Below are 26,451 nucleotides of genomic sequence, written 5' to 3'. Positions count from 1 at the left end.
ACCGGCTGGGTATGCAGAGAGTCCTCGCGCGGCCGGGCCGAAGTCGTCGAGCGGCCCCACGTCGGCGGGCAATGGGTCGGGATCACACGGCAGATGTCCTACCGTTACTTGGGCGAACACGGACCGGATTACTGGTACCGACGCTGAACGAGCCGTGCTGGCTCTTCTTTGTTCGGCCGCTCAAGCTCAGCGCCTGGCAGTGCGTGGATCGGCACATCCGCTACAAGCTTTGCGAGGCGGCACTGCGCGGGCACACGGGACGGAAGTTTGTGCTGGCGTCTCCCCTCGGCCGAGCCGATCTGGAGAACGTACAGCAATTCTTCTGGGTTTGCCGAGAACCAACGATCCTCAGCACGCTGCCGGTTCCCGAGACCGGCTGCCGGCTCCTCGCCTCGGCATGGGCCGACGACGCTCTCGAGCGGATCCTGCTCTTCCTTCGGCGCAACTGCTGACGCGGCCTCCGGTTGCCAGCCGGTGAGCCCATATCGATAATCGCCACAGGACGGATCAGACCGGCGCTCGAGGGAGAGAGGAGCTGGCGATGGATCTAGGACTGCGGGGCAAGGTGGCTCTGGTGCCGGCTGCGAGCCAGGGGCTGGGTAAGGCGGTAGCGCTGGCCTTCGCTCGGGAGGGCGCGCGCCTCGCCATCTGCAGCCGGAGACTCGACGCCATCGAGTCCACCGCCGAGGAAGCCCGCCGGCTCGGCGCCGAGGTTCTGGCCCTAGCCGCCGACCTCACGCGGGCCGAGGATATCGCGAACCTTGTCCAGCGAACGGTCGACCAGTTCGGTGGGATCGACATCCTGATCACCAACGCCGGCGGCCCGCCGGCCGGCCGGTTCGATGATTTCGACGACGCGGCCTGGCAGGCCGGGTACGAGCTGACCCTGCTCAGCGCCATCCGGTTGATCCGGGCCGCCTTGCCCTCGATGCGCCAGCGCGGCGGGGGCGTCGTCATCACGATGACCTCCTCCTCGATCAAGCAGCCGATCTCCAACCTGATCCTCTCGAACGTCTTCCGCGCCGGAGTCGCTGCCCTGGCGAAGACGCTGGCAGATGAGCTCGCGCCCGACAATATCCGCGTCAACAACGTGGTGCCGGGCCGGATCGCCACCGAGCGGATCGTCCAGCTCGACCAGGCCAACGCGGCCCGGCTAGGGGTCGATGTCGAGACGGTCCGCCAGAGCATGCTGGCCCAGATCCCGCTCCGGCGCTACGGCGAGCCGGAGGAGTTCGCCGACGCAGTCGTCTTCCTCGCGTCCGAGCGCGCGAGCTACATCACCGGAGCGACGCTCCAGGTGGACGGCGGGATGATCCGTAGCCTGTGGTAGGGGCAGAGAGGTTGGCCTCCGTGACCGGCCGATTCCACTCGTCAGCGGAGCGTACACCCGGAGTCACGCAGTCACTATGCTGAGAATTGTGTAGAGGTGAATGATTGTTCACCCCTGCACAAATTTCGGATGTTCTTCCCGGATATAATCCAGCGGATTCAGATTCATATATATCCATTGGACTAACATTCGGATCAATGATCAAGTTCGTTCACCTTCTGGTAAAAGTGATGGTTGACTTCGCCTCCTGCAGCATTATGCTGCATGTAGCGCGCTTCTCTATCCCTCGGCGAGATGCTTGCCGGCTGCAGCACGGCGGGCAAGAGGAACTCCATGGACCACCGCTTTGGAGAGGAGAAAGCGATGTTCGGGACCGTCGCTCACGTGCGTGTGATGCCAGGGCATGAGCAGGCGCTCATCAGCCTGATGGAGGAGTGGAATCGGGAACGGAGACCGAAGGTGAAAGGCGCCCTGGCGGGCTACCTCTTTCGCTCGGAGAAGGAGCCCGACCAGATGATCATGGTCGCCGTCTTCCAGGACCGCGACAGCTACTACGCCAACGCCGCCGATCCGGAACAGGATCGGTGGTACCGGCGGCTGCGCGAGCATCTGGCCGAGGATCCGACCTGGGAAGACGGCGAGATCATCGCCCAGGACTAGCCGGCCCCGAACCCCGGCGGGCCGGGCGAGCGCGCTCACCCCTCGATGACTCCGCGCTCGCCCCGGCCTGTTCCAGCGTTGGCTTCACCGTCGCAGGCGACACCCCGCCCGCTCAGCGCGGCGCCCGCTGGAGCAGTCGCTCGATCGCTCGAGCCGTCTCCGCTGGGAGATCGAGCCGGAAGCCTTCGGCGGTTAGCAGGTAGCCGTTTTCGGTGTGGCCGCTGGCAACAGGTTGCAGGCGTCCGTCTTCGCCTGCCCGCCAGAGGACGAACCCTGCCTCGATCTTGCCGTGGTATGGCCGCACCTCGAGCCGGTACCCATCGGCAGCGACTTCGACCGGCTGCCAGCGCCGGCGCATCATGAGCTTCACGAGCTGCTTAGCGAGCTTCACCCGATCCTCCCGCGCTCGACGTTTCTCACCCGAGTATGGTCGACTCGCCAGCGGCCGCGCAAGCTGCCGTCCAGCCGGCCTCTCCAGAGAAGGGGTGCCGGTCCACCACGCACCTCGCACCATCCTGGTCGACCTGAGCGATCAGGGGGCTGGCTGGCCGGTCTCTCCCTGGTAGGCGCCCCGGTAACCTTCGGCGGCCGGCTGGCCCAGCCAGTGGAACACGAGCTGCACGATCCGCGCGCGCTGCTCGAGCACGAAGCCGTCCGGGTTGTAGACCACTAGGAGCGCCACACCCTGGCCGGAGTAGCCAGCGTCCCAGACCGCGGTGTGCAGCGCAGCGCCACAGCGCAGGAGGCTCGACCGCGGCCGGGCGTATGCCATGCAGCTCGCGGGAAGATTGACGGTCTCGCTGAAGCGCACCAGATAGGGCCCGGGCGCGAGTGTCCAGCGGCCCGAGGCATCAGGCGGCAGCAACTCGGTTCCTGGCAGGCGTCGGCCGGCATTATCCACTGTCACCGCGCCGGCCCCGCTGAAGCGCGCGACCGATGCCACAGTGAGATCGACACCGTTCGGCTGTAGCTGCATCTCCGGGTCCGGCATGCCAGAGACGAGCGGCGGGTCGCGCCGAAGCAAGGTCTGGATCTGCTCCCGGCTCAGCACTCCCCCGAGGTCGCCGTTTCCGAGCTGCTCCGTCATCGTACCGCCCCAGCCCCTCACCATCTCCACCCGTCACGCTCGCCGCCCAGAGGCTACCTGCTGCAGTCCTCACCGGTCAAGCGCGCCGGCGCGGCTGTGAGCTGGCCCGGCCGAAAGCAGGGTTGACAAGGGCAGCGCGAGTAGCTATCCTGAAGTCAGAATTTAGCGATAGCTAATTGGTGCCGTCGAGCGGATCCGTGCATAGCGTTCAGGAGCAAGGTAGACCCCGAAGGCGAGCTCATGAGGCTGGTGACAGGCAAGACCGGCGAGGCGTCGGGTGGGCCGAACGGATCGGGTCTCCTTTGAGGAAAAAGTGGGCGGGCGTATGCGGCTGGCATGGCAACCTAAGCATGTGCGGGCTGGGGCAGCGGGGGATCGGGCACGCCGCTTGCCGTTTATCTTGCTCGGCTTCCTCATCCTGGCGGTCAGCGGACCGCTCGCCGCATGCCGTCCGGTCGCCGGCCAAACCGGCGACATCGCCACCCGGCAGGTGCGCGTGGTGGCGACCACTACCATCGTGGCCGACGCCGTCCGCGAGGTTGGCGGCGACCGGGTCGAGATCGTGACGCTGATGGGGCCGGGCATCGACCCGCACCTCTACAAGGCCAGCGAGGGTGACGTTCTCCGTCTGGCCAGCGCGGACATCATCTTCTACAACGGACTCCACCTCGAGGGGAAGATGAGCCACGTGCTCGCCCGCGTCAGCGAGCGGGTGCCGACCGTCGCGATTGCCGAGCGGATCGACCCTTCGCTCCTGCGCAAGCCACCTGAGTTCGAAGGCGCGTACGACCCACACGTCTGGTTCGATGTCCGACTCTGGATGATCGCGGTCGAGGCCGTCCGCGACGGGCTGATCACAGTCGACCCGACCCACACCGCCGTCTACCAGGCGAACGCCGAGCGGTACCTGGCCGAACTGGGCGAGCTCGACCGCTGGGTTCGCCAGGAGATCGCGAAGATCCCGCCCGAGCGGCGCGTGCTGATCACCGCCCACGACGCCTTCGGCTACTTCGCCCGTGCCTACGGCTTCGAGGTCTACGGGCTCCAGGGCGTGAGTACCACAGCCGAGGCCGGAGTCGCCGACGTGCAGGCGCTGGCCGATCTGATCGTGGAGCGACGCATCCCGGCGATCTTCGTCGAGACCTCGGTGCCACCTCGCTTCATCGAGGCAGTACAGGAAGCAGTCCGCGCTCGTGGCTTCGCGGTAAGGATCGGCGGCCAGCTCTATTCCGACGCGCTCGGCGACCCCGGCACGCCGGCCGGCACTCACGTGGGTATGGTGCGCTCCAACGTCGAGACGATCGTGCAGGCGCTGGCCAGCACGAGCTAACCAGCGAGGATGCTTGTCGACCGGAGAGGACTGAGCATGGGTGATCGACAGAACAGAACGGTTTCCGCCGTCGAGGTTCAGGACCTCACGGTCGCCTACCGCGAGCAGCCGGCGCTCTGGGACGTCGACCTGAGCGTCCCGCCCGGGGTGCTGCTGGCCATCGTCGGCCCGAACGGCGCGGGCAAGACCACGCTGCTCAAGGCGATCCTCGGGCTCCTCCGGCCGGTGGCGGGCCAGGTGCTGATCTTCGGGCAGCCGGTAGAGCAACAGCGGCGGCGGATCAGCTACGTGCCGCAGCGCGGCAGCGTGGATTGGGATTTCCCCACCAGCGTGCTCGACGTCGTGATGATGGGCACGTACGGAGAGCTCGGCTGGATTCGCCGGCCAGGCCGCCGCGAGCGGGAGCGGGCGCTGGCCGCGCTGGACCAGGTGGGCATGCGCGAGCTTAGCGACCGGCAGATCAGCCAGCTCTCCGGCGGCCAGCAGCAGCGGGTCTTCCTAGCCCGGGCGCTGGTCCAGGATGCCGACATCTATCTCATGGACGAGCCCTTCCAGGGTGTCGACGCGCTCACCGAGCGCGCTATCGTCACGCTACTCCAGGAGCTCCGCGCCCAGGGCAAGACCGTGATCGCCGTCCACCACGACCTGCAGACCGTGCCGGAATACTTCGACTGGGTCATGCTCCTAAATGTCCGGCGCATCGCCTGCGGGCCAGTGTCCGAGGTCTTCAACGAGCAGAACCTCAGGCTGACCTACGGCGGTCGCTTCGCGATGGCGGCCTTCGCCAGAGAGGTGGAAGAGGCCGCTCCAGCGATCGTCACCCCAGACCGGTCGAGGAGCGGAGGAGGCAACCATGGCGCTGGCGCTGCCTGATCTCGCTCTCGACTACACGCTACGCACCGTGGCGCTGGGGGCAATGCTGCTCGGTCTGAGCAGCGGAGTGGTCGGCACCTATGCCGTGCTTCGCCGCGAGAGCCTGCTCGGCGACGCCATGTCGCACGCCGCGCTGCCGGGGATCGCGCTCGCCTTCCTGCTCACCCGCAGCAAGGAGACAGCCGTGCTCCTGGCCGGCGCGGTCGCGGCCGGGTGGCTCGGCTCGCTGCTGGTCAACGCCATCACCCGCACCACGCGCGTCAAGCTCGACAGCGCGCTCGGCCTCATCCTCTCGGTCTTCTTCGGCTTCGGCCTGGTGCTGCTCACCTTCATCCAGAAGCAGCCTGACGCGAGCCAGGCCGGGCTCGACCGCTTCCTCTTCGGCCAGGCCGCCTCGCTCCTCCGGCGCGACGTCATAGTTATGGGAGCCGGCGTGGTCGCCGTCTTGCTGGCGGTACTACTGCTCTGGAAGGAGTTCAAGCTGCTCGTCTTCGACCCTGACTTCGCCCGCGTGCTCGGCCTGCGCGTCCGCCTGCTCGAGGTGATCCTGACCTCGATGATCGTGCTGGCGATCGTCGTCGGCCTCCAGACGGTCGGCGTCGTACTGATGAGCGCCATGGTCGTCGCTCCGGCCGCGGCGGCGCGCCAGTGGACTGACCGGCTCGGGCTGATGGTGCTGCTCAGCGCGCTGTTCGGGGTGGTGGCCGGCATGACCGGCGCGCTGGTGAGCAGCTTGACTCCGCGACTCCCGACCGGTCCGACGATCGTGCTGGTAGTGAGTGGTCTCGTCCTCGTCTCACTGCTGTTCGCTCCCAACCGTGGTCTGGTCTGGAACTGGGCACGCGAGCGCGCTCGGCGCGGCCAGGTGCGAGCCGAAGGGATGCTGCGGCAGCTCGCTGCGCTCGCCGAGCATCACGGCTCGCTCGAGCACGGCCATCCGAGCGCTGTGCTACGCGCCTCCGGCTGGTCAGCGGATCAGGTCGTGCAGGTGCTCCATGACCTGGAGTCGGCGGGCTACGTCCGGCAGGTGAGCGCGGACCGCTGGGCGATCACGGCCACAGGTATGGCCCGCGTGCGACCAGCCACGGAGGGAGACGACCTCAGCGACGGGGCAGGACACCCGGCAGCGAGCCGCCCCGAAGGGACGGGTGAGGGGCAGTCATGACAGCGCCGCAGATCGAGATCCAGCTCATCGCCGCGATCGTCGCCGCCGCCTGCGCGCTACCCGGCGCTTTCCTGGTGCTGCGCCGGATGGCGCTGATCAGCGACGCGATCAGCCACGCAATGCTCCTCGGCATCGTGGTCGGCTTCTTCCTGACCGAGGATCTCAACTCGCCGCTCTTGATCCTCGGCGCGACGCTGACCGGGCTGCTCACCGCGCTCCTGGTCGAGCTGCTGAACCGGACGGGCCTGGTACGGGAGGACGCCGCCATCGGGCTGGTGTTCCCAGCGCTCTTCAGCATCGGCGTCATTCTCATCTCCCGCTACGCCGGCAGCGTCCACCTCGACACCGACGTCGTGCTGCTCGGCGAGCTAGCCTTCGCCCCCTTCGACCGGGTCGTCGTGGCCGGCTGGGACATCGGCCCGAAGGGCCTCTACGCCGGAGGGATCATCCTGCTGATCAACGCCGCCCTGGTGGCCCTGTTCTACAAGGAGCTGAAGCTGGCCACCTTCGACCCGGGGCTGGCGGCTGCCCTCGGCTTCTCCCCCGCGGTCATCCACTACGGGCTGATGGGCGTGACCTCGCTGACCGCTGTCGGCGCCTTCGACTCCGTCGGCGCGATCCTGACGGTGGCGCTGTTCATCGCCCCTGCTGCCGCCGCGTACCTGCTCACCGACGACCTTGCGCGGATGCTCCTCCTCAGCGCCGGTCTGGGCGTCGCCGCGGCACTCTCGGGGTACTGGCTAGCCTTCCTGCTCGACGCGTCGATCGCCGGTTCGATGGCGACGATGGCAGGTGTCATCTTCGGCCTGGCCTGGTGCTTCGCGCCGGAGCGCGGGTTATTGGCGGGCCAGCGTCGCCGGGTTCGCCAGCGCTGGGAGTTCGCCCAGCGAATGCTGGCGATCCACCTGCTCAACCATGAGCGGCAGCCCGGCGCCGAGCCGGAGCTCCAGGTGGAGCACCTCTGGCAGGAGCTGCGCTGGGATCGGGAGTTCGCCACCCGCGTCGTGAGCCTGGCCGAGGGGCGGGGGCTGGTCACCCGGCAGAACGGCCGGCTGGAGCTGACCGACCGCGGCCGCCTGCTGGCCCAGGAGTCGCTACTGGCCTGACCCAGGTGGCTTCTCCCTGCCGGATGAAACCGGACCACGTGCATCCTCTGAGGTTCGCTCGCACTGCCTCCCATCAGGCGCGGCAGCTTCGTGTCACGCGCTGTGGTCGATCTCCACCAGGCCGCGGCCACCCTCGATGCGGATCGCCGTGCCGAACGGCCGCGAGAGCGCCGCGAAGCGCTCCAGGATCTCGGCTGCCTCCTCCCCGTCGGCCAGGCGCGGCTGCCCGCGGCGGTATACCGGCTGGCCGAAGCCGAGGCTCACCGGCACGAGTTCGATGCGCCGCAGCTCGCTCCCCTCGAACTCGCAGATCGGTACCACCGTCTGCCAGTAGCGGCGGTCGGCCGGGAAGCTCTTGCGCTCGTTCTCGTTCCGCTGGAGGAAGACCTGGCTGGGCGTCATCGCTGGGTCTGCGCGGAAACGCTCATAGGCATCGGCCGGCAGCAGCTCGACCAGCTCGTTCTGAGCGATGAAGTTCCCGAGGCTGTAGAAGATCGGCTTGCCCCGGTACAGCTCCATCCCGCGCAGGAGGTGCGGCCCGTGGCCGACCACCACGTCCGCCCCGGCGTCGATCGCCGCGTGTGCGAAGGTGATCAGGAACTCGGCGGGCTCCTCTTTGGTCGCTGCCTGCTCATGAGCGTGGACGCTCACGATGACCAGGTCAGCCCGGCGGCGGGCATCGCGCGTCCAGGCCAGGATCGCGTCTAGATCCCGGCGGTTGGGCGCAGTGCGTACCGCAGGGCGCTCGGCCGGGCGGAACCGCGCCTCCAGGAACGGGAAGACGTCCGGGTCGTCCGGCGGGAAGGCGAAACCGAGCTGGATCCGCTCGAGCCGTTGCTGCTCCAGGCCGAGCGCTTCGGCCACCTCGCGCAGCGCCTCGAGCTGCTGGGGAGTGACCTCGTAGGTCGTCTCGACTCGCAGTGGGTTGAGCCCAGGCCTCCCAGGCAACTCGGGCCGCTGGGCGCCGGCCTGCTGCCCCCTAGCGAAGGTGGAGGCGCACGCGAGCAGTGCAGCGATCCCGCCCCGGTGCTCGAGGTAGGCCGGCGCGCGGGCGAGATCCAGGTTGCGACCGACGCCGGCGAAGGCCACCTCACGGGCCTCCAGCTCCTCGATCGTCGCCAGCAGTCCCTCGACGCCGTAGTCGAGGCTGTGGTTGTTGGCGCAGGCGAAGAGCGTGAAGCCGAAGTCCAGGAGGTCGTCGAGCACCCAGGAGCGAGCAGCGAGGTGCGTGCCGCCGGACTCCTCGGCCGGGTAGCCACGGAAGTCGTTCGGCAGCACCTCGAGGTTCGTGAAGGCGATGTCAGCGCTCTGGACGAGTTCGATCAAGCTCTGCACCGCTGGGTCGAGCGCGCGGGTCACCCGCCGGGTGATCATGCTGTCCCCGGTCAGCAGAACGCGTGCCGGCCGTCGCTCAGCCATCAGTCACCTCCTCCCGGCATGCCCGGGGCTGGCTACTCCTCCCTCGACCGCTCCTATCTTCGCACACCTCGTCGAGAGCCCGCGACGCGCGCAGCCACGCGAGGCCGCAGGAGGCCGTCTCGCGCGAGAGGGTAATCGTGCCGTGATTCTGTCCGTGGCTCCCTTTCGCGCTCCCACGCAGCCGGTCGTGAACGCTCCCCAGCACATGAGCGAGGGCGAATGATCATTGGCCCTTACAACACTTTGGTGTTGGGTCAACGGTTGACGCCCGGAGGGCTCCGGGTGAAGATCGAGCCCAGGACAGCGGCACCGCGCCGTGAGGTGAGAGGGGTGACATCGTGGACCAGGCGCACCGAAACCAGGCCGGCGATCTCAGGGTCCTCCACCATCCGGTGCTCGGCGACTTGCCGGAGAGCCGGCCCGTTCAGATTACGGTCGACGGGCAGCCACTGCTCGCTCGCGAGGGTGAGGCCATCGCCGCCGCGCTGCTCGCGCACGGCATCCTCGTCTGCCGGACGATGCCCGGGGGCCGCGAGCCGCGCGGGGTCTTCTGCGCGCTGGGCCGCTGCGCCGACTGCCTGATGACCGTCGACGGCGAGCCGAACGTGCGGGCATGTCTGATTCCGGTGCGCGAGGGGCAGGTCGTCTGGACACAGGCCGGGCTCGGCAGGTGGGAAGGGCGGGCCGGATGAAGACGACGGGAATTGCGGTGATCGGCGCTGGTCCAGCAGGCATCGCCGCGGCGCTGGCCGCCAGTGAAGCTGGTGCCGCCGTCACGCTGATCGACGAGAACTCGACCGTCGGCGGGCAGCTCCGCTGGCGGATCGCGGCGTTGCGCGGTCTGGGCGATGGGCTCGACGGACTGCCCGCCTGCCAGGCCGTGGAGAGGCTGGAAGAGCGGCTCGCTGCGGCGGACGTGTCCGTGCTCACCAATGCGGTGGCCTGGGGGCTCTTCGAGGACGGTAGCCTGGCCGTGGCCACGCCAGGCGGCGGCTTCCTCCTGCAGGCCGAGAAGATCGTGGTCGCCACCGGCTCGGTCGACCTCGCCCTGCCGTTCCCGGGCTGGACGCTGCCGGGGGTACTGACAGCCCGCGCAGCGCAGATCTTGCTCCACCTCCACCGTGTGCTCCCCGGCCGCCGCGTCGCCGTCGTCGGGGAGGGGCTGGACGCCGCCGAGCTCGTCACCGATCTGGAGACAGCCGGGGCCGAGGTCGTCCTACGAGCGTCCGACCCGGCACAGGTGGTAGTGAGCGGCGATGGGCGGGTCGAGTGGGTGACCGCGAACGGTGAGCGGCGCGAGGCCGACGCGGTCGTGATCGCGCTCGGTCGCCAGCCAGATCCCGAGCTGGCGCTGCAGGCGCAGGTCGACCTCGGCTATAGCGCCCGGCTCGGCTGTCACCTCCCGCTGCGGAGCGCGCTGCTGGAGACCTCGCGGCCCGGCCTCTACGTGGCTGGCGAGGCGGCCGGAGCCGCCGACTTGGCGGAGTCGTTCGCCGAGGGCCGGCTGGCTGGGCTGGCAGCCGCTGGCGCCTCGCCGGAGCGGATCGCCGCGACTCAGGAGGCGCTCGCGCGGGCGCGCTCGCCGGAGCGATCCGTCGAGGTGGATCGGCTACGCCTAGGGACAAGCGATCGCGCTCAGGTAGAAGCAGACACGAGTTCGCCCTGGAGATCGTGGGGTCGGGCTGCAACGGCAGAAGGGCGGGACAATTCGCTCGCCCGGGTTGCGCTCTGCCGCTGCGAGCAGGTGACCATCGGCGAGGTGCGGCAGGCGATCGAGGAAGGGGCGCTGACGATCAACGACATCAAGCGTCGCACGCGAGCGGGCATGGGGCTGTGCCAGGGGATCTTCTGCACCGGCGCGATGGCGCTGCTGCTCCATGCGGAGCGTGGTATACCGCTCTCCGAGATCGTGCCGATGACGGAGCGCCCGCCGGCCCGGCCGATTCCGCTGGTCAGTCTGGTCGAGATCGAGGAGTGAGCGCGGTGAGCGCAGACTATCCGCTCGCGCTCGAGCCCCGCTACGATGAGCGGCCATGGGGTGGGCGCCGGCTGGCGACGCGTCTAGGCAAGCGGCTCCCCGACGCTGGGCGAATCGGGGAGTCCTGGGAGACGACGGGGGTGGCTCGGGTCGTCAATGGCCCGCTGGCCGGCGCGACGCTCCAGGAACTCGTCGAGCGCGACCCGGCCGGCCTCCTCGGCGAGCGCGGCCGGGCCGCCAGCCAGCCGTTCAACGACTTCCCGCTGCTGGCCAAGTTCATCGACGCCGAGGAGACCCTATCGGTACAGGTCCACCCGGACGACGAGGGAGCCGCGCCGCTAGGCCAGCGAGGCAAGACCGAGGCCTGGCATATCCTGGACGCGACCGCGGAAGGCTTTCTCATCACCGGGTTCCAGGAGCCGGTCACGCCGGAGCGGGTTCGCCTGGCCCTGGAGCGAGAAGAGATCGGCACGCTGATCGAGCGGCTGCCGGTAAGCGCCGGCGATACGGTCATCGTCCCGGCCGGAACGGTCCACGCCATCGGCGCGGGCGTGCTGCTGTACGAGATCCAGGAGTCGAGCGACCTCACCTTCCGGCTCTACGACTGGGGGCGTCGCGACCCGCATGGTCGCCCTCGCCAGCTCCACGTCGAGGAGGCGCTCGCTGCCCTGCGATCCGACCGGCACGCCCGGCGCACCCGACCGCTGGAGGTGGACGCGGGCTGCACCGTCTTGGCTGCCTGCCGCTACTTCCTGCTGGAGCGCTGGAGCGTCCAGGGTTCGGCCCGGCGCGCGCGGCAGGTGGGGCAGACGTTCCACATCCTGAGTTGCATCCAGGGAGAGGCGCAGGTCAGCGGGGGCTCGGCAGCGGTCGAGGTGAGGGTGGGGCAGACGGTCGTGCTACCGGCAAGCCTCGACGCGGTTACGATCGAGGGCACGGCAACGTTTCTGGCGAGCAGCGTGCCCGACCTCGAGCACGATGTCGTCGCTCCGCTCCTGGCGAGAGGGTACGACGGAGAAGCCATCGCCCAGCTCGCCGGGGATATCCACGACCTCCACCGGTTCCTGGGCCTGTGACGGAGGACTGGCGATCTCTCCACGGGAAGGACGCCAGCCATGCGCTATCTGGCCGAGACCAGGCTCCCGGCCGATGAAGTGCTGACGCGCGCCGAACGAGCCTTCGGCCCACGGAGCCGGCTCGGCCTGACGAGCTCAGAGGTTATGCCGAACCGGCGTGCCTTCCTCGGCGGAGGCGGGCACATCGTCGTCACGACGCGCCGGCGAGGGGATCGTACGCAGGTGGCTCTGGAGACGCGAGAGTACGACCGCGAGGTGCAGCAATTCCTGGAAGAGCTGCCCGGGCCGCCGGGCTGGCTCGATCGCCTGCGCGCCTGGCTCCGCCGGGACCGGTAACACGGCAGGTTACGCCAGCGGTGCCCACCAGCCCCGGCGAGCGACTGGGGTGCGCTCGACCGTGGCCAGGAGCGAGCGCAGGGGACGGCCAGGCCACTCAGCGACGACCAGTATCCCCTGCCAGTCGTCCTCGCCGGCCACGCGCCAGGCGCTGCAGACCACCGGCCCCGCGCTGCTCGTCGCTACGCGCTCCCAGCCGTGGCGTTCGAGTTGCCCGGCGAGGTACGCCTCCAGCTCAACCGCGCTCAGGTCAGTCTCGGCCAGGGCATGCGCGAACCAGTGATCGTCGGAGCCTCCGCTGCCTCCCGGATAGAGCCGAACCCCTGGCGGCACAGTCAACGGCGGAAGCCGCTCCCCAGCATACGAGACATATGGGGCAGGCTCTGGAGCCCCGGAGCAGGGCCCAGCAGTCGACAGATCGATCTGGATGCGAACCTCGGTGCGGTTCTCCGAGTGCGGCTGCGCCGTGACGGACAACCAGGAGTCACGCTCAACCTGGCAGAAGGTCTGCACGGCAAGCATGGAGCTCAGGACGAAGCCGCCTGGCTGCGGGGCGCGAGGAAGCGCGCTCCAGCCCCGGGCGGGCAGCTCGCGGTGGTAGAAGCTGAGTGCGTCTTCAGGCGAGAGTTCGACGTCCAGCAGCACGATCGCCTGCTGCAGCGCGCCGTCGGAGCGATAGGCTACGCTGCCGAGCAGCCGCGCGCCCGGCGGGAGCGGCAGCTCGAGCGGCAACTCGCCCGGCACCTGTCCGGGCAGTAGCTCCACGTCGAGTGGCCGAAGGTCCGGCCCCAGGTGGCTCAGCAACCGCGCGGCAAGCTCTCCTAGCGAATCCATGCACTCACCTCCGATTGCGCATCGCCCTCGCGCGACCGCCAGCCTCTCCGATGCCAGAGCCGCAGCCTGGAACAGATGATGAAGTGAGCCGAGCAGAGCCGTCTCAACCGCCGTCCTCACCCGGAACCACGGGCGGGGTCGCCGCGCGCACCAGATCTCGGACCGCGCTCGCACTGTCGAGCCGCAGCGCCTGCTCGGCCAGGGAACGCGCCTCGGCCAGAGCCCAGCGCCGGATGGCGGCTTTGACGGACGGGATGGCAACCGGTGTCATGCTCAGCTCGTCCACGCCCAGGCCCACCAGGAGTGGCGCGGCTAGCGGCTCGCCGGCCAGCTCCCCGCAGACGCCCACCCAGCGACCGGCCGCGTGCCCGGCCTCGACGACCATACGGATCAACCGCAGCACGGCTGGGTGAAAGGCGTCTGCCAGCTCCGCTACTGCTGGGTTGGTGCGGTCGGCGGCCAGCGCATACTGCGCCAGATCGTTCGTCCCGATACTGAAGAAGTCGACCCACGGCGCGAAGCGGTCGGCCAGTACGGCGGCCGAAGGGATCTCGACCATCATGCCGATCTGGAGGTCACGTGGGAGCCCGGTACCTGCGGCTTCCAGTCCCTGCCTGACCTCCTCGAAGAGGCCACGCAGCCAACGGATCTCCTCGACGGCGGCGACCATCGGGAACATCACCCGCACGGCCGGGTAGCCGGTGCGCAGGATGGCGCGGAGCTGGACCCGCAACAGCTCGGGGTGACGACGGGCCAGCCTGATCGCCCGAACGCCCAGGAAAGGGTTCGGCTGCGGCTCGAGCGGGAGATACGGAAGCGGCTTGTCGCCGCCGGCATCGAGCGTCCGCACCACCACCGGCCGGCCCTCCAACGCCCCGAGCAGCGCTCGATAGACTGCCAGTTGCTCCTCTTCGTCCGGCGCAGTGGCCCGATCCAGGTAAAGGAACTCTGTGCGCAGCAGCCCGACCCCCTCGGCACCGAGTCGCACGGCCGCGCGTGCGTCTTCGAGGCTGCCGACGTTCGCAGCAATCTCGATGCGGTGGCCGTCGCGCGTGACCGCTGGCTCGGCCGCAACCTCGCCGGAAGCCGCGCGGGCGGCCAGCCAGACCTGCCGGCGAGCCTCCGCGCCGGCCTGCTCCTCAACGGAGGGGGGAACGATGAGCTCACCCGTATCGCCATCGACGACCAGCACGGTACCCTCCGCCACCCCTCCGAGCGCGGCCCCGGCGCCGACGACGGCCGGGATGCCTAGCCTCCGGGCCAGGATCGCGGCGTGCGAGGTCGGCCCGCCGCCAACCGTCGCCAGCGCCAGCACGCGATCGGGATCGAGCGTGGCGGTGTCCGACGGCGTGAGATCCTCAGCCAGCACCACGACCGGCCGCTCGGGAAGTTCGGCCATTTCCGACACGCCGAGCAGCCGGCGGAGCACCCGCTGGCCCACGTCCACGACGTCGGCAGCCCGAGCCTGGAAATACGGATCAGGAAGCGCGCGCAACTGCGCGGCGACGGCTTGAATCCCCTCCTCCCACGCAGCCTCGGCTGACGCGCCGCCCTCGATCGACTCCTCGACCCGGGCCAGCAGGTCCGGGTCGTCGAGCATTAGCCGCTGGGCCTCGAAGATGGCCAGCTCTTCGGGAGCCAGCCGGTCGCGCTGCGCCGCGATCAGCGCGTCGAGCTCCGCTGCCGACTCCTCGCGCGCCTGCCACAGGCGCGCTCGCTCGACCTCGGGATCCTCGCCAGCACGGCGGACCACGCGGACCTCGCCGTGCCGGTACCACCACGCCGGCCCGACGGCTATCCCTGGTGATGCCGGGAGACCGCGCACGCGCTCGCCGTCCACGGGCTACTCCTCACCGAATCGCGACTCGATCAGCTCCTTCAGCGCGGCGATCGCCTCGGACTCATCCGGCCCCTCGGCCACCAGCTCCAGTTCATGCCCCTGTTCGGCCCCGAGCGTCATGACGCTCAGGATGGCCTTGGCGTTGACCGGCGGGGTACCGCGAGTAAGCGAGCGCACAGTGACGTTCGACCGGAAGCGGGCTGCAGTCTGGACGAAGAGCGCCGCTGGGCGCGCGTGCAGACCTACCCGGTTGGTCAACGTCACCGTCACCTTCTGCATCTCCATGCTCTCTCCCAGAGCAGCCTCGTGCTCGTTACACACCTGCTCCCGCCCACCCAAAGGTGATCCGGCCTGGCCGCTCGGGCGAGCAGGGTACAGTGCCGCAGTCTGCTACGTGACCTTGGGCATCCGGGCCGCCTCCACGGCTGAGGCCTCGATCTCGTCCAGACCCTTGCCGATGGCGGCCTCCACCGCCGCGACCACTGCCCCCTCGACCAGCGGCGCCTGGCTCAGCCGCACGCGCGATCGCTGCTCCTCCGGCAGCAGGTCGATCGCCATGCGCGCGCTGAGCACTGCGCTCCCGAGATCCATCAGAACGAGCACCTCCTGGCTGCTGGCCAGCGCCGCCTCGAGCGCCTCGCGAATCCGCTCGGCGTTGGTGCCCAGAATGTCGTCGTCCACGCCGCCGGCCGCGAAGATCGGTACCCGCCCCTGGGTCATCTGCGCGGCCAGCTCGCGCACCCCTTCGGCCAGCTTGGCGCTGTGTGCCACGATTACCAGCGCGACCATCGCCGCTCTCCATCCATCGATTCGACTCCGTGCTCGGCTCGCCCCGGGGAGGCTTCCTACGCTTCTCGGGCAGCAGGCACGGAAGAGAGCTCAGCCCGTGCGCCAGGCTTTCCCGCCGGAGGCACGCGAGCCGGGTCACGGCCTGCGAGCACAGGCCGGGCAGCGCTCGACCTCGTGAACTCGCTCTAGCGTCGCCGCGTCGATCCGGTCTGGCTCCCCTTCGCGGAAGCCGACGGCGCCGCAGCAACAGGCATACCACCCGATCTCGATAGAGTCGAAGCGCTGGCCCGCCAGCAGATCTACCTCCTCGACCCCCAGGCGCCAGCGGGCATTGGTGAAGAGCCGGCGACAGCCAAGAGCCCGAAGCTTGCTCACGTAATGGGCGAAGCACGAGCAATGCCGCATCAACAGTACGGCGCTGTCAACGGGCGGGAAGGGCCAGTCACGAGCATCGGCCCAGATGACCGTAAGGCGCCCACCGAGCAGCGAGAGCGGACGGTCCCACACCAGCCGCCGCCCCTCTCCGAGCAACCGCAATCTGAGTTCGAGCACGTCGGCCCGCCGCTCGATCGCCACCACAAAGGCGCCACGCTCGGCTATCCCAATCGCGAGCCGGAGGTCACCCGCGCCGATGTCGAGCACTCGCTCGCCAGGCCGCACGCGCTCCAGCACCCAGGCGCAGGTCTCGTCGTCGCAGGGTGCCCAGGCAGCCTCCCAATCCAGCCCGGCACCCTGGCTCATGCCGATGTCCAGCTCCAGACTGCGCGACGACTCGCTATGAGTACTCCACCCAGCCGAAGCTACGTTCGACTGCCTTCTTCCAGCCGGCATACAGCTTCTCACGCCGGGCCTCGTCCATCTGAGGCTGCCAGCGCTTGTCTTCCTTCCAGTACTGGCGAATCTCCTCGGGGCTGTTCCAGTAGCCCACCGCAAGCCCGGCGGCATAGGCCGCGCCGAGGGAGGTCGTCTCGGCGATCACCGGCCGCACGGTCGGTACGCCGAGGATGTCGGCCTGGAACTGCATCAACAGTTCGTTGAAGACCATGCCGCCATCCACCCGCAGTTCGGCCAGCCGGATGCCCGAATCGGCCTCCATCGCCTCGACCACGTCGCGGGTCTGGTACGCGGTCGCCTCCAGGGTCGCCCGCGCAATGTGGCCCTTGTTGATGAACCGGGTCAGCCCGACGATCACGCCACGGGCGTCCAGCCGCCAGTAGGGCGCGAAGGCGCCGGAGAAGTAGGGCACGAAGTAGATGCCGCCGTTGTCCTCCACGGTGCGGGCCAGCTCTTCGACCTCCGGCGAGGTTTTGATCAAGCCGAGGTTGTCGCGCAGCCACTGCACAGCCGCGCCGGTGATAGCGATCGAGCCCTCGAGCGCGTAGATGCAGGGGCCGTTGCCGAACTTGTAAGCCGCGGTGGTGATCAGCCCGCTCTTCGAAGGGACGATCTCGGTGCCGGTGTTGAGCAGCAGGAAAGAGCCGGTACCGTAGGTATTCTTGGCCATACCGACGTCGAGGCTGGCCTGTCCGACCAGCGCCGCCTGCTGGTCACCGAGATCCCCACAGACCGGCACTTCGGCGCCGAGCGGGCCGAAGGACGTGGTCTTGCCGTAGAGCTGGGGATCGGACGATGGCCGGATCTGCGGCAGCATCTGGCGGGGAATGCCGTGGATCTTCAAGATCTCGTCGTCCCAGTCGAGCGTGCGCAGGTTCATCAGCATGGTGCGGCTGGCGTTGCTGACGTCGGTGACATGGACGCCGCCGTCCGGCCCGCCGGTCAGCCACCAGATCTCCCAGGTATCCACATTGCCGAAGAGAGCCTCGCCGCGTTCGGCGTCGCGCCGCACCTCCGGCACATTCTCCAGGATCCACTGGAGCTTGGGGCCGGAGAAGTAGGTACTGATCGGCAGGCCGGCGCGCTCGCGGTAGAGCTGGGCATAGCCCTGGCGCTCGAGCTGGGTGCAGATCTGATCGGTCCGCGTATCCTGCCAGACGATGGCGTTCATGTACGGTTTGCCGCTGCGCTTGTTCCAGACGATGGTCGTCTCGCGCTGGTTGGTGATCCCGATAGCCGCGATCTCGCGGCCGGTCAGGTTGCTCTTGGCGAGCGCGTTGCGGACCACCTCCTGGGTTCGTTCCCAGATCTCCATCGGGTCGTGCTCGACCCAGCCGGGCTGGGGATAGATCTGGCGGTGCTCCCGCTGATCGAGGGCGATGACGTTGCTCTCCCGATCGAAGACCATCGCCCGGGTGCTGGTCGTTCCCTGGTCGATTGCCATGACGTATGGCCCAGCCACGGTTGCTCTCCCTTCATATGCTGGTCGTGACCAAAGCGACGGAGAAGCTCGAATACAGAGCTTGGCACCTCCACGCAATCCCCCTGCGAGCGGTGAGAACGCGGCTGACAGCTAGGTCGCGCCAGCCCAGCTCTCGGCGGCTGCCCGCAGGATCAGGTACGACGAGGTCGCACCGGGATCCTGGTGTCCAGCCGAGCGCTCGCCGAGGTAGCTCGCGCGTCCCTTCTTCGCGACCATCGGAATGGTAGCCTTCATGCCCTCCTCGGCCGCGGCCGCCGAACGGGCCAGTGCCTCGGAGAATGGGACTCCCTCCTGGAGCGCGGCCTTGTACGCCTCCAGTGCGGGCAGCAGGGCGTCCACCATCGTCTTGTCGCCAGGCCGGGCCTGGCCGCGGGCAATGACCCCGTTGACCGCAGCTTCCAGCGCCTCAGCCCAATCCTGGGGCGTTAGCTCCTGCTTGTTCGTCGTCTTCACCCCGAGCTGCAGGAAGAATGTCCCGTAGAGCGGCCCACCGGCGCCGCCCACCGTGGACACCAGGGCCATCCCAACAGTCTTGAAGACCGTGCCGATATCCTGCGTGTCGAGCGACGCCAGCTTCGTCATGGCGGCCTTGAAGCCGCGGTCCATGTTGACCCCATGGTCGGCATCGCCGATGGCCGCGTCCAGTTGGGTCAGGTAGTCCCGATTCTCCTCGAGCACGGCGGCGCAGCGCTGCAACCATGCCCGTACAGCCTCCTGTGTCAACGGCATCCGACTCCCACCTCCCTCCGATGGGCTCGCCACGGGGTTCGGCAGTCTAGGGTGCCTCGCTGCCACTCACATTCCCCAGCGCAGAGCCGGCGTCTTCACCGGGTGGTCCCAAAGCGAGAGCATCTCGTCATCGGCTCGCAGCAGCGTGATCGAGGTCCCGGCCATCTCCAGCGAGGTGATATAGGGCCCGATCAGGTTGCGAACGATCTGGATTCCCCGCTCCTCGCAGATCTGTGCCACCCTGCGGTAGACGATGTACAGCTCGATCAACGGTGTGCCGCCCATCGAGTTCACCATGCAGATCACCCGGTCACCGCTCTGGAACGGCAGGTCGCTCAGGATCGGCTCCATCAGGCGCTCGACGATCTCGTCGGCACGCGCCAGCGGCTCACGGTAGCGCCCCGGCTCGCCGTGGATGCCGATGCCGATCTCCATCTCCTGCTCACCCAGCTCGAAGGTCGGCTTTCCGACATGGGGAACCGTGCAGGAGGTCAGCGCCATGCCCATGCACCGGCCGTTCTCGGCCACTCGCAGGCCGAGCGCGGCCAGCCGCTGGAGGTCGTAGCCCTGCTCGGCCGCCGCGCCCAGGATCTTCTCGGCCAGGACCGTCGTGCCGGTGCCGCGCCGGCCCTGTGAGTAGAGACTGCTCTCGACGGCGACATCGTCGGCGATCAGCACGCTCTCGACCTGAAGCCCCTCACCGCGCAGCAAATCGGCAGCCATGTCGAAGTTCATGACGTCGCCGGCATAGTTCTTGACGATCAGCAGGATGCCAGCCCCGCCGTGCACCATCTTGGCCGCCTCGTACATCTGATCAGGGGTCGGCGACGTGAAGACCGCGCCAGGGCAGGCCGCGTCCAGCATCCCATACCCGACAAATCCGACGTGCATCGGCTCGTGCCCGCTCCCGCCGCCGGAGATGATCGCCACCTTACCCTGGCGCGGGGCGTCCGCGCGGTAGACGAAGTTGGGCTCGAAGTGCACCTTGACCAGGTCGGGGTGCGCCTTTGCCATGCCCTCCAGCGCCTCGGGGACCACGTTCTGTGGATCGTTGATCAGTTTCTTCATCGGGGTCCTCCCTCACCTGTGCAGGCACGCCGGCAATAGCGGGGGTCGTGGGTGCAACACCTCCAGTTCGCTCCGCGAATCCTCCTCCTGTGAGAGCCCGCTCTGACCTTACCCCAGGAGCACCTGAAAGAGTAGGGCACCGAGAACGCCGCCGATGATCGGGCCGACAACCGGAACCCACGAGTATTCCCAGTCCGAGTGGCCCTTCCCCGGGATCGGCAGAATGGCGTGGGCAATCCGCGGCCCAAGATCGCGAGCCGGATTGATCGCATATCCGGTCGGACCACCGAGCGAGAGACCGATTCCCCACACTAGTGCCCCGACGAGAAACGGCCCGAGACCGCTGTTGACCACTTCCTCGTTGGCCAGGATCGCCAGCACGCCGAAGAGCAGCATGGCCGTGCCGATAATCTCGGTGACCAGATTCATGGGATAGTTGCGGATATTTGGAGCCGTGCAGAAGACCGCCCGCTTGAGGTCCGGGTCATCGGTCTCGGCCCAGTGGGGCAGGTACGTCAGCCAGACCAGGATCGCGCCGACGATGGCGCCGATGAACTGGCCGATGATGTAGAGCGGGACATCCGCCCAGGGAAGCTCGCCGATGGCAGCCAGCCCGATGGTCACGGCCGGATTGATATGGGCGCCGCTTATCCGTCCCACGGCGTAGACCGCGACCGCGACTGCCAGAGCCCACCCTGTCGTGATCACGATCCAGCCGCCACCCTGCGCCTTCGACCTCGCGAGCAAGACGCCGGCTACGACACCATCGCCGAGGAGAATCAGAATCAGCGTGCCGATAATCTCGGCAACTAGGTTTTCCATGGTCGTTCCCCCTTCCCTCACCTCCGGCCTTGCGGTGTGGCCGGGGTATCCAGGTCGATACTTCTTTAGGGTAGAGCGGGGGGCACGCTGATGCCTGTTTCGGGTCACCTCCTTCCCCGAGCAGCCCGAATCGTTTGCAGGCCCGTCCAACGAGGCATGCGGGATCTCCCCTGTGAGAAGGGAGACGGACGCCACGCCCGCGCAGATCCACCTCCTTGCAACGGAAACTGATCAATACCTAGATTAGCCCCTGAACCGGGCGGACGTCAACTACCGGCGGATAAAGAGCCGGCTGCTCCGGGCACATGGCCCGTCAGCGATCCGCATGCCCTGGAACCTCGGCCGCTTGCAGGCGGTGGGCCTCGACCAGCGGCCGCAGAAGCCAGTTCAGGATCGGGGGAACGATCAGCGTCGTCGCGACGGCCATCACCACGACGACCGAGAACAGCCTGTGCTCGACGACGCCCATCGAGAGGCCAATGCTGGCAACGATCAACCCGACCTCGCCGCGGGGAACCATACCGACGCCGATGATCGACATCGAGCGCCCGCTCAGGCCGACACCGCCCAGCCCGGCGCCAGCGGCCTTGGTCACGATCGCGACGATCGTTACCAGCAGCGCCAGGCCGATCGTCTCGCGCTGGAGGAAGAGGCGAGGATCGACCAGCGAACCGGTAACTACGAAGAAGAATGGTACGAGAAACTCGTAGAGCGGCAGCATCTTGCGCCCGAGTTCGTATTCCTCAGCGATCTCCGCGAGCATCATCCCGGCCAGGAAGGCACCGATGATCGCCGCCAGGCCGATCGCGGCCGCCAGTACCGCCAGCCCCAGCATCAGCGCCAGGCTTACGACAACCGGAGCGTTATCGATCTGCAGGCGGTCGACAAGGTGGAACCACCGGCGGGCAGCCCACGTCCCGGCGAGCGCCACCACCGCCGTGAAGCCCAACGCCAGCACGGCGATCGTGATCACCTGGCCCACATTTACCTCGCCGGTACTGCCGATGCCCGAGGCGATCGTAAGCATGAGCAGGCCCAGGATATCGTCGAACACGGCCGCTCCCAGGATGATCCGGGCCTCCTGCGCGTCGAGCACCCCCAGATCGCGCAGCACGCGCGCGGTGATGCCCACGCTCGTAGCAACGAGCGCCACGCCGATGAAGAGCGACTCGATCGTGGGCTCACCCAGCGCCAGCATCAGCGCCGTGCCAGCGACGAAGGGCAACAGAACTCCCAGTACGCCGACGATCGCAGCACGCCATCCGACCTTGAGCATGTCGTCCAGCCGCGTCTCGAGGCCGACGAAGAACAGCAGGACGACTACCCCCACCTCGGCAAATACCTCGAGCGCGAGATGAAGCGCTTCGGTCGCTACCGCGGGGTCGTCGTGGAAGAGCTCGAGCAGCTCTGGGCCTGGACGCCCGATCAGTCCAAGGGCGAAGGGGCCGATCAACACCCCGACGAGGAGTTCGCCGATGACAGCCGGCTGGCCGATCCGGGTAAAGAGCTCTCCAACCAGCTTGGCAGCCACGAAGATAATCAGCAGGTCGGTGAGGATCGACACAGCCGCTGGCACCGGCTCTCCCTCCCGCTTCCGCACCCGGCTGGCCAGAGTCGATCTGTTCCGTGGCGGCTATGCCAGGATGGGCAGACGCGCGATTCCGGATCCCCGGAGATCATCGCGCTCTGCCCGTGTTCGCACGATCCCGAGAGTACCGGCAAGCTCAGCGAAGGAGCGCTGCCGGGCCCGGCCCTCTCAGATATGGATCGCCACGCCGTCGACCGCCAGCGCGGCTTCGCCGATGACCTCGGACACCGTCGGATGGGGATGAACGCTCAAGCCGATCTCCCAGGGCGTAGCTTCCAGCAGCTTCGCGAGCGCCGCCTCGGCAATCAACTCCGTCGCGTGGCCACCGATGATGTGCACGCCGAGCAGATCATTCGTCTCCGCGTCGGCGATCATTTTGACGAAGCCATCAGCCTCGCCCTCGATCAGAGACTTCCCGTTGGCACGCAGGGGGAACTTCCCGACCTTGACCTGGTAGCCCTGTTCCCGAGCTTCGCGCTCGGTCAGCCCCATGCTGGCGATCTCGGGGTGGGAGTAGGTGCAGACCGGCACCCGGTTGTAGTCCAGCTTCATCGGCTTCTCGCCGGCAATCAGCTCGACTGCGATGATTCCCTGGTGCATCGCCGTGTGTGCCAGGAGTTGCTGGCCGATGACATCCCCGATGGCATAGACGCCGTCGACACCGGTGCGGTAGAAGTCGTCGACGACGATATAGCTGTCCTTCGTCTTGATGCCCAGTTCCTCCAGGCCGATGTCCTCGATGTTCCCTTGCCGGCCCAGCGCAACCAGCAGCGTGTCTGCCTCGATGACCTCTTCCTTGCCATCGCGCTTGACCCGCATGCGAACGCCGCCTTCGGTGATGTCGAAGTCCTCGGCGCTCGGGCGGTAGTCGGGGATGATCCGGATGCCGGCCTTGGTAAACGTGCGCGTGAGGTGCTGTGAGACTTCCTCGTCCTCGTTCGGCACGATCCGACCGACCAGCGTGACCTCGGCCCCGAACTCGTGATACACGGTCGCGAACTCGACTCCGGTCGCGCCTGCGCCGCGGATGATGACCCGCTTGGGGAGCCATTCGAGCCAGGTCGAGTGGTCGCTATTGATGACTCGCTGCCCATCGAACGGAATGCCAGGAATCGGGCGCGGCCGCGAGCCGGTATCGATAATGATGTTGCGGCCGGATACTTCCTGGACGTTGCCGTTGGAGCCGTTCACCACGACCGTGCGGTTATCCTTGAGCCGGCCGACCCCTTCGATCACCGTGATGCCGTGCTTGCGGAACAAGAACTGGATGCCCTTGTAGAGCTGATCGACGATCCGGCCGGAACGCTTGATCGCCTGCGGGTAATCGCCCTCCACGCCGCTAATCTTGACGCCGTACTCAGCGGCACGCTTGGCCAGGGTGAGGACCTCGGCGCTCTTGAGCAGGGCCTTGCTCGGGATGCAGCCACGGTGCAGGCAGGTACCGCCGACCTTATCCTTCTCGACCACCGCCACTTTCAGTCCGAGCTGGGCCGCCCGGATAGCAGCGACGTACCCGCCGGTGCCACCTCCGAGGAAGACGATGTCGTAGGTCTCCCCAGCCATCTCCACTCCCTTCACTGGCGCCGACCCGCGTGGCCTCGCCGCCACTGGCGCACTTCATCCCCAGTATAACTGAGCAGGCGACATGCCTCTCCTTCAGCCGTCACCGCTTTCTCGAGCTCTCCTCGCCAGAACGACGGCAATTACCTGCCAGCGGCCACTACGACGACCCGGCCACCGGTAATTCGAACCAGCTCGTCTGGCCGCACGCGAAAGACCGCGTGTGGCGTACCGGCCGCCGCCCACAGCTCGGCCATCTCCAGGAGGGCCGCATCGATAAGGGTCGGAAGCGGCTCCCGGTGCCCGACCGGCGGCACGCCACCGATCGCGTACCCGGTGCGCGCTCGCACGACCTCCGGGCTGGCGCGCGTCACTTGCTCCCCAACCACCTCAGCCAGGCGCGACTCGTCCACCCGGTCCACCCCGCGGACGAGGACGAGGTAGACCTGACCGCTCCGAGCACCGCAGAAGACGAGCGATTTCACGATCTGGGCCACGTCGCAACCGATCGCCCGAGCGGCCTCCACGGCCGTGCGCGTCGTCTGCGAAAGCTCGACTACCCGGCCAGGCAAGCCGCGATCTGCCAGCGCCTCCTGTACCCGCTGGGCACTCGCGCTGAGCTCCGAAGCCATCTCGCATCCTCCACCGGTCAACAATGCCAGCCGGGTAGACTAACCGGTCTCTCCTCGATCAGCAGCGCGTCTGTCACCCTCCCCACGAATCCGGCGGCGCGAGGCCTCCAGCTCGCCGGTCAGCGCGGGCTCGAGCCGGCGGGCCGCGGTGTCGGGCGCTACCCCGGAGCCGTAGAGGAGCAGCAGGTACATGATCCCGAAGATGGGGAGGTGACCCAGCAGCTCGATCGGCGGTAGCAGTGGTACGGTGAGATTGAACGGTACCCACATCGCCAGGATAACGACCCGCGTCAACACGCCGGAGATCAACAACAGGCCGATCGTCGCCTCGACGACTCCGGCGAGATCCCCGAAGAGTCGATCGGTCGCCCACGTCCAACCGAAGAGCGCCCGCAGCACGTTGAAGTGCGGGTACTCCCGCAGGAACGACTGCGAGAGGTCGGGGTTGAGCAACTTCTCGGAGAAGGCCACGATCACCAGCGAAAAGCCAGTCAACACGCGCAGCGCGCTCACGGCCTGCCGCTCGAACCGGGCCAGCGGGAGCAGGCGGCGGGCGACCCCTGCCGGCGGTACCGTCACGCCGAGCACAAAGAGCGCGACGGCGATCCCGGCGTAGAGGAGCTGCTCGAGCATCGCCTCGGGAGGAAAGACGGCGAACCCGAGGAGAAACACGAGAACGAGCAGTGCGGCCCCGGCACGATCGAACAGCGAGGTAATGAAGGTGAAGGCAACGACGAGTTGCAGGGCGACGAGAAGCCAGCCGAACCAGGTCGGCGGCAGGGCCAGCGGTGGGACGAACAGGGTACGCTGGTAGGCGAACCAGACCAGGCTGATCCCGGTTTGCAGCGCCAGCACCGTGGTGGCATGCGGCTCCATATGAGCCAGAAGCGGGGGATTCGGGAAGTGGGGCGTGCCGACCAGTCGCTCCAGGCCTTTGAGGGCGAGCCAGAGTACCAGGCTCAGCCCAAGCACTGCCAGGGTCGGCCAGCGCGCGAACAGCGACCAGTCCGGCAACTGGAGCTGCCGCTCTTCCGGAACGAACCATCGCACGTGGGCCGAGGCAACCGTGGGCTGCAGCGCGACCAGCAGGCCGACCCCGATGGCACCCCAGCGCCGGCAGGACCGCAGGATCGAACATTCGGGTCGAGTTCGTCTCTTATCAGCATCCCCGCGCCGCACTGTGGCCTCCTCCGCCCGGCCTGATGGTACATGGCCGCAGGTGACCGAAACAGGGTCGGTGCGGCGAAAGCGCTGCCCTGACTGTGCCGATATGGCATACTTTCTGATGGAAGTCGACAGAAGGTGCATCATGGACCCGACAATGACACAGGCGACGATCGAGCGACTTGAAAGCGTGGTGGGGGTAGAGACCTGGCGCCGGCTAGCCGAGAAGGCCCGCCGGCAGGGGTTGCGTGCCTTCCGGCTCAACGACGACGCTCGTACCTGGGCCGTGACCAGCCATAGCCAGCCCGGAACTGCCTATGAGGTGACGATCCTCGATGGAGACCTGCTCTGCTCCTGCCCCGGTAGCGCCTACTACCCGTATTGCAAGCACCGCGCTCTGGTCCTCGCTGAACTGGGGCTGATCGGAGAACTCCCGAACCGGCCGGAACGGCGAGCCCGTGCGGGTCACCGTGCGCGAGTGCGAGCGACGCAGTCTCATCAAGCTCCAGAGCCCAGCCCGGCATCCGGTTGAGGTCCGGCTCTCGCCCAGCGGAGGGCATCGACCCACCCGCAACTCGAAGAGATTCCCGGCGCTCGCGTCACCGGGCCGTATCGGGCTGGTGACGGGCTGGGGCGTGTGCTTGTGGGGCTGGGAGCTTTACGGGATGCGGCGACTGCGGTATTGGTGACGACGAGCAGCGAGATGGCCGCTCTGGCTCGAGCGAGCAGCAGGCCACTCGCCCCAGTT

Annotated in this window: 27 protein-coding genes; 11 read left to right on the top strand and 16 right to left on the bottom strand. The window is 67.9% G+C overall.

What is annotated here, in order from left to right; genetic code table 11:
- The first annotated feature begins 541 nt into the window (after positions 1-541).
- Complete coding sequence (locus tag NET02_RS12210) at positions 542-1,330, top strand: SDR family oxidoreductase (RefSeq protein WP_284057701.1); 789 nt, start codon at positions 542-544, stop codon at positions 1,328-1,330.
- A gap of 363 nt (positions 1,331-1,693) precedes the next feature.
- Positions 1,694-1,990, top strand: a complete 297-nt coding sequence (locus NET02_RS12205; protein WP_284057700.1) for a putative quinol monooxygenase — start codon at positions 1,694-1,696, stop codon at positions 1,988-1,990.
- A gap of 112 nt (positions 1,991-2,102) precedes the next feature.
- On the opposite strand, the gene NET02_RS12200 is transcribed toward NET02_RS12205, so the two are convergent.
- Together NET02_RS12200 and NET02_RS12195 are read right to left on the bottom strand one after the other, a co-directional pair.
- Entirely contained in the window at positions 2,103-2,381 is a 279-nt protein-coding gene (locus tag NET02_RS12200; RefSeq protein WP_284057699.1) for a hypothetical protein, read from the bottom strand.
- A gap of 141 nt (positions 2,382-2,522) precedes the next feature.
- Complete coding sequence (locus NET02_RS12195) at positions 2,523-3,077, bottom strand: deoxyuridine 5'-triphosphate nucleotidohydrolase (protein WP_284057698.1); 555 nt, start codon at positions 3,075-3,077, stop codon at positions 2,523-2,525.
- Positions 3,078-3,402: 325 nt separating this feature from the next.
- Between NET02_RS12195 and NET02_RS12190 the strand changes: the two genes are divergently transcribed.
- The 4 genes from NET02_RS12190 to NET02_RS12175 are packed head-to-tail and all read left to right on the top strand — an operon-like array spanning position 3,403 to position 7,551.
- A complete protein-coding gene (locus tag NET02_RS12190; RefSeq protein ID WP_284057697.1) occupies positions 3,403-4,407 on the top strand; it encodes a metal ABC transporter solute-binding protein, Zn/Mn family in 1,005 nt (334 codons plus the stop codon).
- 36 nt (positions 4,408-4,443) lie between these two features.
- A complete protein-coding gene (locus NET02_RS12185) occupies positions 4,444-5,280 on the top strand; it encodes a metal ABC transporter ATP-binding protein (RefSeq protein WP_284057696.1) in 837 nt (278 codons plus the stop codon).
- The gene (locus NET02_RS12180; protein ID WP_284057695.1) at positions 5,261-6,445 is read left to right on the top strand and encodes a metal ABC transporter permease; all 1,185 of its coding nucleotides are present in this window, start codon (positions 5,261-5,263) and stop codon (positions 6,443-6,445) included. The genes NET02_RS12185 and NET02_RS12180 overlap by 20 nt, the downstream gene beginning before the upstream one ends.
- Entirely contained in the window at positions 6,442-7,551 is a 1,110-nt protein-coding gene (locus NET02_RS12175; protein WP_284057694.1) for a metal ABC transporter permease, read from the top strand. Before NET02_RS12180 ends, NET02_RS12175 begins: the two co-directional genes overlap by 4 nt.
- A gap of 93 nt (positions 7,552-7,644) precedes the next feature.
- On the opposite strand, the gene NET02_RS12170 is transcribed toward NET02_RS12175, so the two are convergent.
- Positions 7,645-8,970: a CapA family protein gene (locus tag NET02_RS12170; RefSeq protein ID WP_284057693.1), complete on the bottom strand. Its 1,326-nt coding sequence runs from the start codon at positions 8,968-8,970 to the stop codon at positions 7,645-7,647.
- A 338-nt stretch (positions 8,971-9,308) separates the two neighbouring features.
- Here NET02_RS12170 and NET02_RS12165 point away from each other — a divergent pair, with 338 nt between their 5' ends.
- The 4 genes from NET02_RS12165 to NET02_RS12150 are packed head-to-tail and all read left to right on the top strand — an operon-like array spanning position 9,309 to position 12,360.
- Positions 9,309-9,662 (top strand): (2Fe-2S)-binding protein, encoded by a 354-nt coding sequence (locus NET02_RS12165; RefSeq protein ID WP_284057692.1) that lies wholly within the window; start codon positions 9,309-9,311, stop codon positions 9,660-9,662.
- The gene (locus NET02_RS12160; protein ID WP_284057691.1) at positions 9,659-10,948 is read left to right on the top strand and encodes an FAD/NAD(P)-dependent oxidoreductase; all 1,290 of its coding nucleotides are present in this window, start codon (positions 9,659-9,661) and stop codon (positions 10,946-10,948) included. The genes NET02_RS12165 and NET02_RS12160 overlap by 4 nt, the downstream gene beginning before the upstream one ends.
- A gap of 5 nt (positions 10,949-10,953) precedes the next feature.
- Positions 10,954-12,024 carry a type I phosphomannose isomerase catalytic subunit gene (locus tag NET02_RS12155; protein ID WP_284057690.1) on the top strand — a complete coding sequence of 357 codons (1,071 nt, stop codon included), beginning with the start codon at positions 10,954-10,956 and terminating at the stop codon, positions 12,022-12,024.
- A gap of 39 nt (positions 12,025-12,063) precedes the next feature.
- Positions 12,064-12,360 carry a hypothetical protein gene (locus tag NET02_RS12150; RefSeq protein ID WP_284057689.1) on the top strand — a complete coding sequence of 99 codons (297 nt, stop codon included), beginning with the start codon at positions 12,064-12,066 and terminating at the stop codon, positions 12,358-12,360.
- A 9-nt stretch (positions 12,361-12,369) separates the two neighbouring features.
- Here the strand turns inward: NET02_RS12150 and NET02_RS12145 are convergent, their stop codons facing one another.
- The 13 genes from NET02_RS12145 to NET02_RS12085 all read right to left on the bottom strand — a co-directional run bounded on the left by NET02_RS12145 (position 12,370) and on the right by NET02_RS12085 (position 25,718).
- Positions 12,370-13,194 (bottom strand): hypothetical protein, encoded by an 825-nt coding sequence (locus NET02_RS12145; protein WP_284057688.1) that lies wholly within the window; start codon positions 13,192-13,194, stop codon positions 12,370-12,372.
- Between the two features lie 103 nt (positions 13,195-13,297).
- Entirely contained in the window at positions 13,298-15,034 is a 1,737-nt protein-coding gene (gene ptsP, locus NET02_RS12140) for a phosphoenolpyruvate--protein phosphotransferase (RefSeq protein WP_284057687.1), read from the bottom strand.
- A 3-nt stretch (positions 15,035-15,037) separates the two neighbouring features.
- Positions 15,038-15,319, bottom strand: a complete 282-nt coding sequence (locus NET02_RS12135) for an HPr family phosphocarrier protein (protein WP_284057686.1) — start codon at positions 15,317-15,319, stop codon at positions 15,038-15,040.
- A 105-nt stretch (positions 15,320-15,424) separates the two neighbouring features.
- Positions 15,425-15,823 carry a dihydroxyacetone kinase phosphoryl donor subunit DhaM gene (dhaM, locus tag NET02_RS12130; protein ID WP_284057685.1) on the bottom strand — a complete coding sequence of 133 codons (399 nt, stop codon included), beginning with the start codon at positions 15,821-15,823 and terminating at the stop codon, positions 15,425-15,427.
- A 135-nt stretch (positions 15,824-15,958) separates the two neighbouring features.
- Positions 15,959-16,564, bottom strand: coding sequence for a class I SAM-dependent methyltransferase (locus NET02_RS12125; RefSeq protein ID WP_284057684.1), 606 nt, complete (start codon positions 16,562-16,564; stop codon positions 15,959-15,961).
- 34 nt (positions 16,565-16,598) lie between these two features.
- Positions 16,599-18,101 (bottom strand): glycerol kinase GlpK, encoded by a 1,503-nt coding sequence (gene glpK, locus NET02_RS12120; protein ID WP_347711039.1) that lies wholly within the window; start codon positions 18,099-18,101, stop codon positions 16,599-16,601.
- A 129-nt stretch (positions 18,102-18,230) separates the two neighbouring features.
- The gene (dhaL, locus tag NET02_RS12115; protein WP_284057682.1) at positions 18,231-18,869 is read right to left on the bottom strand and encodes a dihydroxyacetone kinase subunit DhaL; all 639 of its coding nucleotides are present in this window, start codon (positions 18,867-18,869) and stop codon (positions 18,231-18,233) included.
- Positions 18,870-18,935: 66 nt separating this feature from the next.
- The gene (dhaK, locus tag NET02_RS12110) at positions 18,936-19,937 is read right to left on the bottom strand and encodes a dihydroxyacetone kinase subunit DhaK (RefSeq protein ID WP_284057681.1); all 1,002 of its coding nucleotides are present in this window, start codon (positions 19,935-19,937) and stop codon (positions 18,936-18,938) included.
- Between the two features lie 108 nt (positions 19,938-20,045).
- The gene (locus tag NET02_RS12105; protein WP_284057680.1) at positions 20,046-20,759 is read right to left on the bottom strand and encodes an MIP/aquaporin family protein; all 714 of its coding nucleotides are present in this window, start codon (positions 20,757-20,759) and stop codon (positions 20,046-20,048) included.
- Between the two features lie 313 nt (positions 20,760-21,072).
- Entirely contained in the window at positions 21,073-22,335 is a 1,263-nt protein-coding gene (locus tag NET02_RS12100; protein WP_284057679.1) for a cation:proton antiporter, read from the bottom strand.
- A gap of 180 nt (positions 22,336-22,515) precedes the next feature.
- Entirely contained in the window at positions 22,516-23,910 is a 1,395-nt protein-coding gene (lpdA, locus tag NET02_RS12095; RefSeq protein WP_284057678.1) for a dihydrolipoyl dehydrogenase, read from the bottom strand.
- Between the two features lie 140 nt (positions 23,911-24,050).
- Positions 24,051-24,539: a YbaK/EbsC family protein gene (locus NET02_RS12090; protein WP_284057677.1), complete on the bottom strand. Its 489-nt coding sequence runs from the start codon at positions 24,537-24,539 to the stop codon at positions 24,051-24,053.
- Between the two features lie 39 nt (positions 24,540-24,578).
- On the bottom strand, positions 24,579-25,718 hold the full coding sequence (locus NET02_RS12085) for a hypothetical protein (RefSeq protein ID WP_284057676.1): 1,140 nt from the start codon (positions 25,716-25,718) through the stop codon (positions 24,579-24,581).
- A gap of 142 nt (positions 25,719-25,860) precedes the next feature.
- Between NET02_RS12085 and NET02_RS12080 the strand changes: the two genes are divergently transcribed.
- Complete coding sequence (locus NET02_RS12080; RefSeq protein ID WP_284057675.1) at positions 25,861-26,235, top strand: SWIM zinc finger family protein; 375 nt, start codon at positions 25,861-25,863, stop codon at positions 26,233-26,235.
- Positions 26,236-26,451 lie beyond the last annotated feature (216 nt).

This window comes from Thermalbibacter longus (assembly GCF_023806485.1).
In the GTDB taxonomy this organism is placed as follows: domain Bacteria; phylum Chloroflexota; class Chloroflexia; order Thermomicrobiales; family Thermomicrobiaceae; genus Thermalbibacter; species Thermalbibacter longus.
This window is presented reverse-complemented; position numbering and strand designations above follow the sequence as displayed.